Origin of the sequence: Pandoraea sp. PE-S2T-3, assembly GCF_002179965.1 — a bacterium.
Lineage (GTDB): Bacteria > Pseudomonadota > Gammaproteobacteria > Burkholderiales > Burkholderiaceae > Pandoraea.
This window is the reverse complement of sequence record NZ_NGUQ01000037.1, coordinates 452701-468051: the sequence shown is the minus strand read 5'-3', so window position 1 is coordinate 468051 and position 15351 is coordinate 452701. Positions and strand designations below refer to the sequence as shown.

Here is a 15351-nt window from a genome sequence, read left to right as displayed (position 1 = left end):
GTCGCCCCGCTACACCGGGGCGGCGGGTTCCGATTTCATGCCAATTGTTATGCGCGAAACCTCCGCCCCCCTTCATTTCCAAAGCGCCCTGTCGATCGCCAGCCAAATCGCCAGCGGACAAGTCACTTCGCGTGAAGTTACACAGCACTTCCTTGATCGCATCGCTCGCGCCCACGGACTCAATGCCTTCACGGTGGTATTCGCCGAACAGGCACTGGCCCAAGCCGATGCCGCCGACGCAGCGCTGCGCCCCGGCGGCCCCGGCCCGAGCAGCGCGCTGCACGGCGTACCGGTCGCGATCAAAGACAGCATCGAAGTCGCTGGCAGCACGGCCTCGGCCGGCTCGCTCAGCCGATTGAACATTACCAGCGACATCACAGCTACCGCCGTGCAGCGCATGAGCGCCGCCGGCATGGTCATTCTGGGCAAGACCCACATGACCGAGTTCGCCTTTGGTCTTGCCGGGCAGAATCCCACACGCGGCACGCCGTGGAACCCGTGGGACGCCACACAACATCGCGCGCCGGGCGGCTCATCGTCCGGCTGCGGTACCGCAGTCGCGGCGGGTCTGGCGCCCATTGCCGTCGGCGGTGACACTGGCGGCTCAGTGCGCGCACCCGCCACGCTCAATCATCTGGTTGGCTTCAAGCCGTCCAGCGGCGTGATCAGCGGTGCGGGCGTCGTGCCGCTCGCACCAACATTGGACGTGCTCGGACCGATCGCACGCAGCGTCGCCGATGCACACGCACTCACCGCCATTCTGGCTGGCCCGGACGCCGACGATGCGCTATCGCAGCAGATTCCCTCAGCCATCAGCAAAGGCCTGCGCGACGCGTTGCCCATCGTCACACCACAAACGCTTCCCGTGCTGTATGTACTAGACCCACGCGCCTTCCCGGCAACGCTGTCGAGTGGTGCGCAGCGTGTCTGGGACGATGCGCTCGCCCGCTTGACCTCGGACGGATGGACGTTGCAATTCTGGACGCCACCGGCAGGTCTGGACATCGGCGATCTCTCCGAAGCGAACTCGGTGATCCTCGGCTACGAAGGTTTTCAACTGCACGGCCATCTGGCGGAAGACGCCACGCAGCCACTGTGGGACGTGGTACGCCAGCGCATTCTGGCGGGCGGGAAGATTCCCCGCGCCGAGTACGAACAGGCGCTTGCCCGCCGCGCGCGGGTGGTTGCTGCATTCACCGAGGCCATCGGCCCCGAAGGGAGGCTGCTGCTTCCGGCCACTGGCCACGGTGCCCTGCCACTCGACCCGGCCGATAGCGCCCACGTCAGCATCGGCCGCTTCTGCCGCGCGGGCAATTTCCTTGGTACGCCCGCCATTGCGCTCCCCGCGGGCTTTGACGACAGCCGCATGCCCGTCGGCGTGCAACTGATGGCACCGCCACTGGCTGACCGTCAGTTGCTGGCTGTCGCCGCCGCGCTGGCACCCGCATTGCAAGCTCCGGGGCCGGTCAATCCCGACTTGGGGCACTGGGGGCTGTAAAGAGAACCACTGATTCGATCCAAAACCGGTCGAAACCAGCGCACCGAGGATCCGGACGACGGTAGGCGTCAACAGACGGAACACTCGGTGCGCCAGTCTCCACGGGGCCTTCCGGTCGATCGACAGCGCAAAATACCCCCCGGCTCGTCACTCGCACGACCACAAAAGCAGCGCCCTGCACGTCCAGTCGGCTATCATGCCTATCCTCTTCGAAGTAGCCCCCTATGATTTCCGTCCGTAATGTCACGCTGCGCCGCGGCGTCAACGTCGTGCTCGACCGCGCGTCCGTCACCTTCACCCCCGGGGAAAAGATTGGCCTTGTCGGCCGCAACGGCGCCGGCAAATCGTCCTTTTTCGGCCTGCTCAACGGCACGCTGCACGAGGAAGGTGGCGAGTTTTCGATCCCCGCCGCATGGAAAATGGGGCAGGTCGCGCAGGACATGCCCGAGACCGAGCAGAGCGCGACGGACTTCGTCATCGAGGGAGATACCGTACTGCTGGCCGCGCAGACCGAAGTCGCCGAGGCGGAAGCCAGCGACGACGGCATGCGCATGGCGCACGCCTACATGGCGCTGCACGACGCTGGCGCACACGATGCGCCCGCACGCGCCCAAGCACTGATCCTTGGCCTCGGCTTCAGCGATGCGCAGCTCAGCCAGCCGGTGAACAGCTTCTCCGGCGGCTGGCGCATGCGTCTGCAACTGGCGCGCGCACTCATGTGCCCGTCCGACTTGCTGCTGCTCGACGAACCGACCAACCACTTGGACCTCGACGCGCTGGTCTGGCTGGAAGCGTGGCTCAAGCGCTATCAAGGGACGTTGGTCGTGATCAGCCACGATCGCGAATTCCTCGACGCGGTGACACAAGTCACGGTGCACGTCGATAACGCCAAACTCGTGCGTTACGGCGGCAACTACAGCAAGTTCGAAGACATGCGCGCCGAGCAACTGGTGTTGCAGCAGGCTGCCATGGCCAAGCAGGTGGAGAAGATCGCCCACCTGCAAAAGTTTATCGATCGCTTCAAGGCGCAGGCCTCGAAGGCGAAGCAAGCGCAGAGCCGTGTCAAGGCGCTCGAACGCATGGAGAAGATCGCGCCGGTGCTCGCCGACGCCGAGTTCACCTTCGAGTTCAAGGAACCGCTCAACGTCCCTAACCCGCTGCTGTCGATGATGGACGCGAGCTTCGGCTACCCGGCACCGACCGACGCACCGGCCAACACGCCGCCGACGGTCATCGTCAAAGGCATCAACCGCTCCGTGCTGGCCGGGCAGCGCATCGGCATTCTGGGTGCCAACGGCCAAGGCAAGTCCACGCTGGTGAAGACGGTGGCGCACCAGTTGGCACCGATTGCCGGCGAAATCAGTGAAGGCAAGGGCCTGAACATCGGTTACTTCGCCCAGCAGGAACTCGACGTGCTGCGCCCGCTCGACACGCCGATGGAACACATGATCCGCCTCGCCCGGGATACGCCATCGCACATGCGCGCCCCCGGCCAGAGTGGTACCGAGCAATCGCTTCGCACGTTCCTCGGTACGTTCAACTTCAGTGGCGACATGGTCCATCAGGCGGTCGGCACGATGAGTGGCGGCGAAAAGGCACGCCTCGTGTTGTGCATGATCGTGTGGCAGCGCCCCAACCTGCTGCTGCTCGATGAGCCGACCAACCACCTCGACTTGGCCACCCGCGAAGCGCTCGGCATGGCACTCAACGAATTCGAAGGCACGGTGCTGCTGGTCAGCCACGACCGGTCGCTGCTGCGTGCGGTGTGCGATGAGTTCTGGCTCGTGACCAAGGGCGGCGTCGAACCCTTCGACGGCGATCTGGACGACTACCAGCAGTTCCTGCGCGACGAAGCCCGCCGCATGCGCGAAGAGGCAGCACTCGCCTGAGTTATCACGCCGCTGGCAGCTTCCGGGTGGAAGCTGCCGGAGCGCTCGCCCCCACGACTAACCGCTAGAATTACGGTTTTAGCCGGAAATACGTCCATGTCTTTTGCCTCACTTGGCCTGATCGATCCGTTGCTGCGCAATTTGCGGGAACGCAACTACCAGACACCTACGCCGGTGCAGGCCAAGGCGATTCCGGCTGTGCTCAGTGGCAGTGATGTCATGGCTGCGGCACAGACGGGCACGGGCAAGACAGCAGGCTTCGCACTGCCGCTGTTGCAACGGCTGGTGCAACACGGCCCGGCGGTCGCCAGCAACCGCGCGCGTGTTCTCGTGCTGGTGCCCACGCGCGAACTCGCTGAACAAGTGCTGCAAAGCTTTGTTGAGTACGGCAAGGGCCTCGATCTGCGATTTCTGGCGGCTTATGGCGGCGTGAGCATCAACCCGCAGATGATGAAGCTGCGTAAAGGTGTGGACGTGCTCGTCGCCACGCCCGGCCGTCTGCTGGATCTGAACCGCCAGAACGCCGTGCAGTTCGATCAGGTGCAAACACTCGTGCTGGACGAAGCCGACCGCATGCTGGATCTGGGCTTCGAGCGCGAACTCAACGCTGTCTTCGCTGGCCTGCCGGCGAAGCGCCAGACGCTGTTGTTCTCCGCCACGTTCAGCGACGAAATTCGCACCATGGCGGCCGGCATTCTGCGCGATCCGATCAACATCAGCGTCAGTCCGCCCAATGCAACGGCCAGCAAGATCAAGCAATGGGTCGTGCCGGTCGACAAGAAGAACAAGCCGGACCTCTTCATGCATCTGGTGGCGGAGAACAACTGGCAGCACGCGCTGGTGTTCGTCAAAACCCGCAATGGCGTGGATTATCTGGCGGCCATTCTGGATGAGGCGGGCTATTCAGTGGACACCATCCACGGCGACAAGCCGCAGCCCGCGCGCATGCGCGCGCTGGAGCGCTTCAAGACAGGTGAAGTGTCGATGCTGGTGGCCACCGATGTGGCCGCGCGCGGTCTGGATATCGATGACCTGCCGTTGGTGATCAACGTGGATCTGCCCATCGTCGCGCAAGACTATGTGCACCGTATTGGCCGCACCGGCCGCGCGGGCGCCAGCGGCGTGGCGGTGTCCCTCGTGTGTGCCGATGAAGCGCCGCAACTGGCTGCGATCGAAGCATTGATCCGGCAGACACTGCCCCGCGAAGAAGAACCCGGCTTTGAAGCCGAACACCGCGTGCCGCAAACCAGCGCGACGGGCGAGATCATCAAGAAACCCAAGAAGCCGAAGAAGCCCAAGGTGCTGCAACCCCTGCCGAGCGCCAAACCGGCGCCGAGTAAAAAGCCGCGCCCACAACTTGGTCAGGGTCAACGCAAGCCGGGTGCAGGTCCACGCAAACCGGCTGGCAAACCCGCAGGCGGCCGCGGCAAACGCTAACGCCCCGACCACCGCTAATACCCTGACTAACGCAACGAAAGCCGCGCCTCAAGTCCGCCGCCATCACGATTGCGCAACGTGAGCGTTGCATCCATCGCCTGCGCCAACTGCCGGGCGATGGCCAGTCCCAGCCCGGTGCCCCCCGTACTCCGGTTGCGCGACGTCTCGATCCGCACGAACGGCGCGAACACGGCTTCGAGCATCTCGTCCGGAATGCCGGGGCCCTTATCGCTGATTACGATGTCGACACCCTGCGCATGCGTCGAGACTTCCATCTGCGCGTCACCGCCGTACTTCAGCGCGTTATCGATCAGATTGCCGACGATGCGGCGCAACGCCTGCGGCCGCGTCACCATCGGCCGGCCGATCTGGCCAGTGAGCGTGACAGGTTCCCCCGCGTCGACGTAGTCGTACACGAGACTCTCCAGCAACGCATCGAGGTCGACCTTGCACGGCGCTTCCGACGCACCATGCAACGTGCGCGCATACGTCACGCCCTCCTTGACCAGCGTCTCCATCTCGCGCAGATCCTGCTGCAATCGCACGGCTGACGTCTGATCGTCCATCGTATCCACACGCAAGCGCATGCGAGTGATCGGGGTCTGCAAATCGTGCGAGATCGCCGCGAGAATCTGCATGCGCTCGGTCATGTAACTGCCTATGCGGTCCTGCATCGCATTGAACGCTCGCGCCGCACGTGCGACTTCAGATGGGCCCTTCTCGCTCAATCGGTCCGCGCGCAAATCGGGCCCTAACGTGTCCGCCGCTTTTGCGAGCGCGTTCAATGGGCGCGTCGCTACGCGCACTGCCATCCAGCAACATGCGGCAATCATGAGCAGTTGCAGCACCAGCACCGCAGGCAACCAACCGGAAAGCGGCATCGTTGGCATCGGCAGCACGTCAATGGTCAGCGGCGAGCCATCCGTCAGACGCAGATGCACTTGCAGCCGGTCCGGGTCGCCGGGCACGCTATTGACCGTCAGCGGATACGAAACACCAATCGCATCGTCGATGACGCGCGCGACCTGCGCAGCCAGTTCGCTATCCGGATGACCACCCGGGACACCCTGCCCCAACTCGAACTGATAGCTGCGGCGAGCCAGTCGCGGCAACCACTTCGCACGCTCTGCCGGGGGCAAATGATCGAGCAGCGCCACCGAGCTGGCCACTTCGCTCTCGATGTAAATGCTCATCATGTTGTTCGTCACGCGATTGCGCTCGGTCATCGTCAGCCAGAACGAAAGCCCCTGCGCCAACGCCAGCCCGACAAAGAGAATCAGCGCAAGGCGCGCGAACAGCGAACGCGGCCAATGCCAGACGGCCTGGCGAATCGAAGTCGTTTGGGTCATTCCGGGGCAGAAACTACAGTGACGTTCGCGCAGAACACATAGCCTTCGTTGCGAAGTGTCTTGATATAGCGGGGCTCACGAGCGCCGTCACGCAAGCGCTGCCGCAAACGGCTAATCAGCAGATCGATCGAGCGGTCGAAGGCATCGGCTTGCCGCCCTTGCGTGAGGTTCAGCAACTGGTCGCGCGTCAGCACACGTTGCGGGTGATCGAGCAACACGCGCAGCAGCCGGTACTCCGCGCCGCTGAGCGCCACCTGCGTGCCGTCGGTATCGAGCAGATGGCGTGCCGTGGTGTCGAGTTGCCACTCGCCGAAGCCCAACACTTCAGCCGTCTCGGTGATCTGCATGCCCGGCGGCAGCATGCGCGTGCGGCGCAGCACCGACTTGATGCGGGCGAGCAATTCGCGCACAGCAAACGGCTTGGCCAGATAGTCGTCCGCGCCCATCTCGAGCCCGACAATGCGGTCGGTCTCCTCGCTGCGCGCCGTGAGCATCAGCACCGGCACGGCGCGAAACTTGCCCGCGCGCAGTTCCCGGCACAGCACGAGGCCATCTTCGCCGGGCAGCATGAGGTCCAGCACGATGAGGTCGGGAGCGCCATCGGCCAGCACCGTGCGCATCTCGCGCCCGTTGGCGGCGACGCTCACGCGCATGCCGTTCTTTTCGAGATAGTCGGCGAGCAGCTCTCGAATACCGCGATCGTCGTCGACGATCAACACATGATCGATCTTGTCCATGCGGGCGATTATAGCGACGAGTTTTCGGCCGGGTTGCCGTCGGCATCACCGGTCGGATCCAGCGGCAGACGCCGACGACTGCGCTCAGGCACCGGCTGCATGCCCCGGCTCGCAGGCGCAAGGTCACATTGCAGCGGATGCGCAAGTTCCGCGCAAACGCCACCCGCCAGAAACGCGAACAGACTCAGCAAGCGTCTCATGCGTCCCCCACCACCGAAAGCGATTGGCCATCGGCTACGGACGCATCGAGCGCGTACGGATCGATCCCCTCCAAGCATCCGATGTTCACCCGCCACATGCCGGGCATTGTGCGCGACGCATGGAAAGTGTAGATGCCGCAGTGCTTGCAGAAATAGTGACGGGCCACGCGGGTGTTGAACTGATAACAGGTCAATGCATCCGCGCCGCTGAGAATGCGCAGGCTCGCTTCGGGAAACGTCGGCGACATCAGAGCGCCCTTGCGACGGCAAAGGCTGCAATTGCAGCGGGCGGCCGGCTCGACCGGTGTTTGGACTTCAAAACGGACGGCCCCGCAGTGGCAGGACCCTTGCAGCGGTTGGGACGACATCTCTTGCCTCCTTACATTGAATGGGGAAGGTGCGCTCGCAGCGCACTCGATGTCTGCTTTATAGCCCAATCGGAAAACCGGTTTGTATCTCTGTGTATCTGGCCTGTACCCCGATACATGACATTGCAGGAACGTGGTCTGGCGCACACATGCCGGATACGCCCGGGCGGTGAAATGGCGTCACTGATTCTTCTGAATCGATGCGCTGCCATCCACGGTGGCAGTCACCTCATCCCGACTTACCCCGGAGACTCACGCCATGCTATCCCTGCTCAGAAGCGCCTTTGCCGCCCTCGCCCTCACCGGCCTCGCCGCCTGCACGCCCTCGGTTGCGGGCCCCGCACGCAACACCGTCGCGCCGGAGTTCACCGGTATCGACACATGGCTCAACAGCCCGCCGCTTACGATGTCGCAACTGCGCGGCAAGGTCGTGCTCGTCGATTTCTGGACCTACTCGTGCATCAACTGCATCCACACGCTGCCGCACGTGCAGCAGTGGTATCAGAAGTACAAGGATCAGGGGCTGGTCGTCGTCGGCGTGCACACGCCGGAATATGCGTTCGAGCGCGACACCGGCAATGTGCGTGATGCCATTCGCCGCTTTGGCCTCACGTACCCGGTGGCGCAAGACAATCGCTATGCAACCTGGAAAGCCTACGACAACCTGTACTGGCCGGGCTTCTACCTCATCGACAAGACGGGGAAGATCGTCTACACGCACTTCGGCGAAGGCGATTACGACAAGACCGAGGCGGCCATCAAGGCGCAACTCAGCGCGGCGCAGTAAGTCGCGCCGCACCGATGGTCAGGCGGCGGGTCCCTCGGCTGTCCAGCCCCCGTCTCGGCACATGGCGTCGAAGTTCTGCGCCAGATCGGCCAGTGTGATCGCGCCAAGGCGCGCAATCAGGATGGCCTCCGCGTCGCGCAATGCCCCGTCGAGCGCCGCATTCACGGCACGCTCGACGGCGCATTCGGGGTTGTCGCTCTCGACGCCGATGGCGAACAGGTGCGGGCCGCCCACGGCGCGATGAATGTCGAGCAGCGTGATGTCGCGCAAGTCGCAGGCAATCGACCATCCGCCGCCGTGACCTTTGCCCGAGCGAACGTAACCGGCGTCGCGCAGACCTGCCATCGTCCGCCTGACCACCACGGGGTTCGTGCGCAACATCTGAGCGAGTTGCTCGGACGTGAACGGCGCGTCGTGCCGTGCCATGTGCAACAGCACGTGCAACATGCGGGAGAGTCGGCTATCGCTTCTCATCGTGCCCTCACGCGTCAAGTGCCTGACGGGCGTACCAGCCGTGAATCAAGCCGCTTTGGAAACACCGCACCGGCGCGTCGAAGCCGCCCGAGGCAATGATCTCGCTCACCACATCCGGCGGCACCACCGCCACCTGCCGGCCGTACATTTCGCGCGAGCGCTCACGCATCTCCGGCGCCACCGACAACATGTTGAACCACACATCCAGCAGGCTTCGGCCGGGGTCGGTGGTCATGTCGCAAGCCAGATCGGCACTGGCCAGATAGCCCCCCGGGCGCAGCCGCTCGGCAATGCCACGGAAGAACCCCTGCCGCGCCGTGGGGTCAGTCACGAACTGCGACACCAACAACGATGTAGCCGCGTCAAAAGGCTCACTCGGCGGCAACGTGTCGAGATAGCCACGGTGAAAGACGCATCGATCGGCTATGCCCGCCGCTTCCGCCTTCTGACGAAACACATCGAACATCGGCCCAGACGGCTCGACCGCCGTAAAGCGCCAGCCGGGATTGCGCTCGGCCAGATGAAGAATCTCGGCGCCAGTCCCCGTGCCCACGCTCAACACATGCGCATCGGCGGGAAGCCCGGCAAACACGTAGCCGATGACCAGTTGCATCGCCTCGCGCAGCGGCAACATGGCGCGCCACGTGTTGTCGTAGTTCGCCGCGTGCTGGTCGAACATCGCAATCGTCGCTTCCTGATTGGCCTTGTGATCCACGTCTTGCTGCATTGTCTGGTCCATTTCGCCCTCGCCGTGCGGTTTACGTAACTTCTAATGTTGCATAATGCCACGCACCGATCATCCGAAGCAAGCGCGCCGTCCATCAAACGTCATGCAAAGGATTCACGCGCAAGTGAATTGATTTCATCAGGCGAACCCTAAATAACGACTGCGAGATGTCGATAAACCGTGTGGGCACTCCGTTTCCTTACCGGAGCTTACGAAAACCGCACCATCACGGTGAGGCGCGCTGAGACGAGGCGCTTCCGACGATCCCCCCAGATGACGTCACTGACTTCCCTTTCGGGGCTGAATGCCACGAATGCACTGAACACCCTGAATACTGGCGCAGTCGCTTCCCGCTCGAACACGGCCGCCGTCACGGCGGGCACTCAGGATGCCAACGCGTCTTCCGTGCCCGAATCGACTCGCGTCACGATTTCCCCTCCCCCGTCGGCGGCCAACTGGCCGACCTACAGCCAACCCGTTGCCAATGGCGCAACGCTGCTCTGGCAGCAGGTGCCCTCCGATTCGCTTTCCCTGCTGATGTCGGGCAACGTCACCACGTCCGCGTTGGGCAATCGCCTCGAAAAGTTGGGTTCGGGAATGTTGAATGCCATTGCGAAGGGCAGCACGTCCTATACGCAGACGGTGATCCGTTCGACCTCGGCCGTACCGCCGAGCGACACCGATCTGGCCGTGCAGCAAGCGCAATTGCAGGCCAACGCCGACAATCGGTTCGCGCTGACCATCACGACCGCAAGCGGCGCCAAGGTCTCGGTAAGTCTGGGCAGCAACGACGACGGGTTGTCGGCGACGTTCTCGGTCGCCAACGGCACGCTGACCGACACGGAGCGCGATGCCATCGGCAAACTCGCCGACGCGTTCCAGAACGCCGTGACCGGTTTGGCCAAGCAACCGCCTACGGTGGATTTCAGCGGACTGACGGGTTTCGACACCTCGGTGCTGACGTCGGTCGATCTCAACGCAACACTGGACGCGAACCGTACGCCGCAAACCTTCGCGTTTCATGCCGACGCGACGCAGCGCTCGCTCAGCGCAAGCGGCGCAGTGGGCACGTTCGATGTGAAGGTCGACCTGACGAATCTTCAGGTGATCGGCAGCAAGCAGGCACAGGCCGAAGCAATCGACGCGTGGCTGACCCGCTTCGACACGGCACAGACGCGCGGTAACGGCGACGCGGCCACGATGGCCATGTTCAAGTCGGCCTTCTCTGCCATGAACAGCAACTACCCGCCCGCCCCGCCCCTGCCGCGCATTCCCCTGAGCGGCACCGACCGCGCCACATTGAGCGGCTTGGCCGACTTCACGGCATCGATCTCGCAAACGCAGCACTCGCCCAACCCGCTGCACCGTAACGAGGTTGACGGCTTCGATTACAAGATCTCTCAGCAGACGGCGATCGGCGGGAAGGACATGCTCAACCGCACGATCAAGCAGCAGACACAGGCCGATTTGAGCGCGAGCTACCATCGCTCGTTGTGGGTGGGCGTGCCGCTGAACTTGACGACGGACCCGAAGACGCAGAATTACGAATACGTGACGGTGAATGATTCGGCGCAGAGCGTCACCGACATCGGCTATCGCGACGGCTTGCTCGACCACGCGACGGCCAGCCGCTCGGCCAGCCAGTCGAAGAACGTCAAACGCTATGAGCTGGCCAAGCTGGTCAGCGACGTGACCACGCCCGCATCGGCATCGCACATCAGCAACCTGACGGCGTTGCTGCAATCGGCCATGCAGCGCGAGGCGGGCAAGTCGGCTAATGACGTAGCCAACGTCGAGAATGACAACGCCTCGCGTCGGGCAGCTCAGGCACTCATCTCGCTGGAAATCGACCCGGCGAAGATCTCGTAAGACCTGCCGGGTCTGTCTGATGCAGTAGCGGACGAAGGGAAAACAGGGGAACGGAAATCGACTTCCGTCAGTTCCCCTGCCCTTGAATCTCCGCAGCAGGCGCGGCTGCCACGGCACGTCCGCGATACCACACGAAGTACACCACCGACAGCGCGATGATGAACGGCACGCCGTAGACCAGCGTCATGCGGAACTCGTCGGTGAAATACGTCGTGACGAGCGTCGCCAGCATCAACACCGCCCCCGTGAGACTCGCATACGGATAACCCCACATGCGAAAGCTCAGCGTCTTCGCCTCATGACGGCGGCGGAAGTACAGGTGCGTGACGAAGATCATCAGCCACGTGAACATCGCGCCGAACATCGACACCGACATCATCAGCGTGAACGATGCCTGCGGCGCCATGACGTTAAGCGCGACGGCGAGCGCGATACCGATGGTCGAGAGCAGGAGTGCGGCCACCGGCACACCGTTGCGGCTGACTTCACCGAAGCGGCGCGGTGCATAACCGGCACGCGACAGGCTGAACATCATGCGCGTGGTGATATAGAGCTGACTGTTCATGGCGGAGAGCGCCGCGACCAGAATCACCAGATTGATCACCCCGGCGGCACCCGGGATATGCGTGGCGGCCATCACCTTCACGAACGGGCTGCCATCTTCGCCCGCAGCGCTCCACGGCACAATGGCCAGCGTCAACGCCAGCGTGAGCAGATAGAAAAACACCAGGCGGAACATCGTCGCGCGAAATGCCTGCGTGATCGCGCGCTGCGGGTCCTGCGCCTCGCCCGCCGCCACCGCAATCATCTCGATGCTCAGATAGCTGAAGATCGACACGATGACGGCAACCCACATGCCCCACGCCCCCTTCGGGAAGAACCCGCCGTGCGACGTGTAGTTGGCGATACCGATGCCGCTCTCGGCCGGTGCGTGAAACACCACGTAAGCGCCCAGCATCAGGAAAGCGACGATGGCCACGATCTTGAGCATCGAGAACGCATACTCGACCGCGCCGAACACTTTCACGCTGGCGGCATTGATGCCGATGAGTCCCGCCGAGAAACCGACGATCCAGTACCAGCCCGGCACTGCGGGAAACCAGTACTTCATGTACACGGCGATCGCCGTGACTTCCGTGCCCACGGCGAACACGATCGACGACCAGTACGCGTAACGCACCAGAAAGCCGGCCAGCGGCCCGATGTAGTGTTCCGCGTAAGCGCCGAACGAGCCCGACGTCGGGTGCGCCACGGTCATTTCCGCCAGACATCCCATCAGCAACAGCGCAATCGCACCGCCGATGGCATAACTGAGCAGCACGCTCGGTCCGGCAAAGCCGATGGCAAACGCGCTGCCGAGAAACAGCCCCGTGCCGATGGCGCCGCCAATGGCGATCATCGACAACTGGCCGCTCGTCAGGCCGCGGTGCAGGCCCTTCTCCCGCTCGACAATGCTGTCGAAGCCCGGTTTGGTTGTACTCAATTTCGTCTCCTGTTCTTCTGTCTTTCAGTACTCACGCCAGTGCGGCGTCAGGTTGTTGCGTGGCGGGCTGTCGCATCATCGATAAGGAATGCGAACAAAATTCACCCACTACCGTGCTGGCAAGTCTAGTCAGCCGTTTTCGCTATGTACAATCAAGAAATCATCGGTGGGTATGGGGTTTGGGAATAGCTGAACGCCATGGTTTTCGTGGATGAAACTCCGCCATCAGAAGCTGTGCTCGATACCCACACCCACGCCGCGATAATGCGTGCCCGGCGGTGCGTTGCCGCCGTTGCCGGAGATCGGTCTCGGTGAGAATCCGTAGCTGCCCCACGCGCGGTTGATCACCTGGTAATACGCCACGTACACATCGGTACGACGCGAAAAGTCGTAGCGATAGCCCAGATTCATTTGCGTGGCCCCTAACCCGTCGGTACTGCACGCCCCGCCGCCGCTGCGCGAACACGCGCCGTCCATCGCATAGCCCCCGCCGATCCAGACGGAATGCTGGCCGCCGCCGAACCAGTGCTGCACCATCGCGTAGACCGCATCGCGCCGGTAGCGATTCAGGTTGCCGACGGTGCCGTCGTCGGTGCGATACGTCAGGCGGTCCCACCCGGCCACCCATTTCGTTCCCGCATAGGTGAACGTGATGAGCACCTTGTGCGCGTCGTCGGTCGAGCCCGTCGCGCGCGAACCTGCGTTGGACGGATTGCCCGATGCCGGTGCGCCCAGCCATGCCAGCCCGAAATAGTCCTTGTGCAGCTCATAGGCGTAGCGCACACGCAGCGGACCATTCAGGTATTCGAGACCCGCACCGAAGACCTGTGGCGAGATATCGCCCGCAGGCGTCGTCACCTTGCCCTGCGACGGCGAGTACGAGAACCGCAAATGCAGCCCGGCCCAATCCGGCGTCCAGTACTGAATGCTGTTGCCCTGACGACGGTTGAACGTCGCATCGGCCGCGTTGTTCACGCGCCCGGATTGCGTGGTCGTGTTGGGCACGTTGAACCCGGGGTTGCTCAGAATCGTGCTCAGATCGCCCGTGTACGGATTGCGCACGGGCGAGCCGACCGACAGCGTGGACCATTGATACGGCGTATCCCAGTTGCCGAGAAACGCCGTGCCGAACGGCCCCGCCAGCCCCACGTTCGTATTGCGACCCGCAATGGAGACGCCCGCCGCTTTGCCATCGATGGCGACCGGTGTCTCGATCTGCCAGATCGCCGAATACCCGTCGCCAAGATCTTCCTTGCCGCGCATGCCGAAGTACGAAATGCTCGACATCATGCGTGTGCTGGTCGCCTCGCCGACATTGATGGCGCCCGCCGGCGCTTGTGTCGGACGTGGCGTCCCGGCGGGCACATGGCGCCCGCTCACGCTGACCCCATCGGTCATGGGCGTGAGTAGCCCGTAGATCTGCACCTGCGCGTGCGACATCTCATACACGCTCATGCCGAGCACGACACCCAGCACACGCGCCCCCGCGTGCCCGGCCATGGTCCGTCGCCGCGTCGACTGCCGGCCCGGCCTTTGAGAAAACCGCAACGCGCCGCGCATCGCCGGTCAGCCCGGCAGCGCGAAACCGCACGCCGCCAATTGCGCGTGCAAGGCCGCGTGTTGTGCTTCGCTCAACGGCGAGAGCGGCGGGCGCAGTTGGGCCCACGCGGCATCGTCGCGCTGTGACGCGAGCACGGCTTTGAGCGCCGGAATCATCGGGAACGATTGCACCACGCTGCGCACGGCATCGGCTTGCGCCTGCAATGCCGGGCCGTTGTCGCCGGACCATTCGCGGCACAGTTGACCGATGATGGCCGGATTGAAGTTGACCGTTGCCGAGATGCAGCCCTTCGCGCCCTTCGCGGAAGCGCGCGAGACCAGCGACTCCGACGCGGGGAAAATGCCGAAGCCCGGGAAGGCATCGAGCATCGCGCTCAGGTTCTGCCAGTCGCCCGAGCTGTCCTTGATGCCGACGACTGTGCTCGGGAAATCACGAATCAGGCGCTCGATGACCGGCAGCGTGATCGGCACGCCCGACAGCGCGGGGATGTGATACAGGTACAGCCGCAAACGGTCGTCAGCCACGGCGTCGATCACGCGTGCGTAGTAGCTGTACAGACCGTCGTCGGTAATGCCCTTGTAGAAAAACGGCGGCAGCATCAGCACGCCGGCGCAACCGCGCGCCACGGCATGACGCGTCAGCGCCACGGTTTCCGGCAGTGCACAGCAGCCGGTGCCCGGCAGCATGCGTCGCGGATCCAGCCCCGCATCGATCAGATGATCGAGCAAGGCCATACGCTCTTGCGTGCCCAATGAGTTCGCTTCGCTGTTCGTGCCGAACGGGGCGAGCCCGACGCCGTGAGACAGCAACCATGCGCAATGCGCGAGAAAACGGGGGGCATCCGGCGTCAGATCCGCGTGAAACGGCGTGACGACGGGCGCAAACGCCCCGGTCAATGCTTGATCGACCATGACAGTTCCTTGGAGGTAGGGAGAGAGGTGTTGCGCTGCCTGTGTGCTTGCTACCGCTTTT

Annotated in this window: 14 protein-coding genes; 5 read left to right on the top strand and 9 right to left on the bottom strand. The window is 63.5% G+C overall.

Going from position 1 to position 15351, the window contains the following annotated elements:
• Nucleotides 1–49: 49 nt before the first annotated feature.
• The 3 genes from CDV46_RS24360 (at nucleotide 50) to CDV46_RS24350 (ending at nucleotide 4824) form a co-directional block, all read left to right on the top strand.
• Complete coding sequence (locus tag CDV46_RS24360) at nucleotides 50–1498, top strand: amidase (RefSeq protein ID WP_087725524.1); 1449 nt, start codon at nucleotides 50–52, stop codon at nucleotides 1496–1498.
• Between the two features lie 224 nt (nucleotides 1499–1722).
• A complete protein-coding gene (locus CDV46_RS24355; RefSeq protein ID WP_087725522.1) occupies nucleotides 1723–3387 on the top strand; it encodes an ABC-F family ATP-binding cassette domain-containing protein in 1665 nt (554 codons plus the stop codon).
• Between the two features lie 96 nt (nucleotides 3388–3483).
• Entirely contained in the window at nucleotides 3484–4824 is a 1341-nt protein-coding gene (locus CDV46_RS24350; RefSeq protein WP_087725520.1) for a DEAD/DEAH box helicase, read from the top strand.
• 26 nt (nucleotides 4825–4850) lie between these two features.
• Here CDV46_RS24350 and CDV46_RS24345 read toward each other — a convergent pair whose 3' ends face one another.
• Genes CDV46_RS24345 through CDV46_RS24330 form a run of 4 tightly spaced genes read right to left on the bottom strand, consistent with a single transcriptional unit; the run spans nucleotide 4851 to nucleotide 7478 of the window.
• Nucleotides 4851–6173, bottom strand: coding sequence for an ATP-binding protein (locus CDV46_RS24345; protein ID WP_087725518.1), 1323 nt, complete (start codon nucleotides 6171–6173; stop codon nucleotides 4851–4853).
• A complete protein-coding gene (locus CDV46_RS24340; protein WP_087687713.1) occupies nucleotides 6170–6910 on the bottom strand; it encodes a response regulator in 741 nt (246 codons plus the stop codon). The genes CDV46_RS24345 and CDV46_RS24340 overlap by 4 nt, the downstream gene beginning before the upstream one ends.
• An 8-nt stretch (nucleotides 6911–6918) precedes the next feature.
• Nucleotides 6919–7110 (bottom strand): hypothetical protein, encoded by a 192-nt coding sequence (locus tag CDV46_RS24335; RefSeq protein ID WP_140413478.1) that lies wholly within the window; start codon nucleotides 7108–7110, stop codon nucleotides 6919–6921.
• Nucleotides 7107–7478 (bottom strand): GFA family protein, encoded by a 372-nt coding sequence (locus tag CDV46_RS24330; RefSeq protein WP_087725514.1) that lies wholly within the window; start codon nucleotides 7476–7478, stop codon nucleotides 7107–7109. Before CDV46_RS24330 ends, CDV46_RS24335 begins: the two co-directional genes overlap by 4 nt.
• A 259-nt stretch (nucleotides 7479–7737) precedes the next feature.
• On the opposite strand from CDV46_RS24330, the gene CDV46_RS24325 reads away from it, so the two are divergent.
• Nucleotides 7738–8265, top strand: a complete 528-nt coding sequence (locus CDV46_RS24325; RefSeq protein WP_087725512.1) for a thioredoxin family protein — start codon at nucleotides 7738–7740, stop codon at nucleotides 8263–8265.
• 18 nt (nucleotides 8266–8283) lie between these two features.
• Here CDV46_RS24325 and CDV46_RS24320 read toward each other — a convergent pair whose 3' ends face one another.
• Entirely contained in the window at nucleotides 8284–8739 is a 456-nt protein-coding gene (locus CDV46_RS24320; protein ID WP_087725510.1) for an Rrf2 family transcriptional regulator, read from the bottom strand.
• Nucleotides 8740–8746: 7 nt separating this feature from the next.
• The gene (locus CDV46_RS24315) at nucleotides 8747–9478 is read right to left on the bottom strand and encodes a class I SAM-dependent methyltransferase (RefSeq protein WP_249277468.1); all 732 of its coding nucleotides are present in this window, start codon (nucleotides 9476–9478) and stop codon (nucleotides 8747–8749) included.
• Between the two features lie 261 nt (nucleotides 9479–9739).
• On the opposite strand from CDV46_RS24315, the gene CDV46_RS24310 reads away from it, so the two are divergent.
• Nucleotides 9740–11335, top strand: a complete 1596-nt coding sequence (locus CDV46_RS24310) for a hypothetical protein (protein ID WP_087725508.1) — start codon at nucleotides 9740–9742, stop codon at nucleotides 11333–11335.
• Nucleotides 11336–11402: 67 nt separating this feature from the next.
• Here CDV46_RS24310 and CDV46_RS24305 read toward each other — a convergent pair whose 3' ends face one another.
• From CDV46_RS24305 to CDV46_RS24295, 3 genes are all read right to left on the bottom strand, one after another.
• A complete protein-coding gene (locus CDV46_RS24305) occupies nucleotides 11403–12818 on the bottom strand; it encodes an amino acid permease (protein ID WP_087725506.1) in 1416 nt (471 codons plus the stop codon).
• Nucleotides 12819–13043: 225 nt separating this feature from the next.
• Nucleotides 13044–14318, bottom strand: a complete 1275-nt coding sequence (locus tag CDV46_RS24300) for a porin (protein WP_176399176.1) — start codon at nucleotides 14316–14318, stop codon at nucleotides 13044–13046.
• Nucleotides 14319–14384: 66 nt separating this feature from the next.
• Nucleotides 14385–15290, bottom strand: coding sequence for a dihydrodipicolinate synthase family protein (locus CDV46_RS24295; RefSeq protein WP_087725502.1), 906 nt, complete (start codon nucleotides 15288–15290; stop codon nucleotides 14385–14387).
• Nucleotides 15291–15351: the final 61 nt, after the last annotated feature.

Coding starts and splice junctions, on each gene's coding strand:
- CDV46_RS24360 (WP_087725524.1), top strand. CDS start 50: ATGCGCGAAACCTCCGCCCCCCTTCATTTCCAAAGCGCCCTGTCGATC.
- CDV46_RS24355 (WP_087725522.1), top strand. CDS start 1,723: ATGATTTCCGTCCGTAATGTCACGCTGCGCCGCGGCGTCAACGTCGTG.
- CDV46_RS24350 (WP_087725520.1), top strand. CDS start 3,484: ATGTCTTTTGCCTCACTTGGCCTGATCGATCCGTTGCTGCGCAATTTG.
- CDV46_RS24345 (WP_087725518.1), bottom strand. CDS start 6,173: ATGACCCAAACGACTTCGATTCGCCAGGCCGTCTGGCATTGGCCGCGT.
- CDV46_RS24340 (WP_087687713.1), bottom strand. CDS start 6,910: ATGGACAAGATCGATCATGTGTTGATCGTCGACGACGATCGCGGTATT.
- CDV46_RS24335 (WP_140413478.1), bottom strand. CDS start 7,110: ATGAGACGCTTGCTGAGTCTGTTCGCGTTTCTGGCGGGTGGCGTTTGC.
- CDV46_RS24330 (WP_087725514.1), bottom strand. CDS start 7,478: ATGTCGTCCCAACCGCTGCAAGGGTCCTGCCACTGCGGGGCCGTCCGT.
- CDV46_RS24325 (WP_087725512.1), top strand. CDS start 7,738: ATGCTATCCCTGCTCAGAAGCGCCTTTGCCGCCCTCGCCCTCACCGGC.
- CDV46_RS24320 (WP_087725510.1), bottom strand. CDS start 8,739: ATGAGAAGCGATAGCCGACTCTCCCGCATGTTGCACGTGCTGTTGCAC.
- CDV46_RS24315 (WP_249277468.1), bottom strand. CDS start 9,478: ATGGACCAGACAATGCAGCAAGACGTGGATCACAAGGCCAATCAGGAA.
- CDV46_RS24310 (WP_087725508.1), top strand. CDS start 9,740: ATGACGTCACTGACTTCCCTTTCGGGGCTGAATGCCACGAATGCACTG.
- CDV46_RS24300 (WP_176399176.1), bottom strand. CDS start 14,318: ATGGCCGGGCACGCGGGGGCGCGTGTGCTGGGTGTCGTGCTCGGCATG.
- CDV46_RS24295 (WP_087725502.1), bottom strand. CDS start 15,290: ATGGTCGATCAAGCATTGACCGGGGCGTTTGCGCCCGTCGTCACGCCG.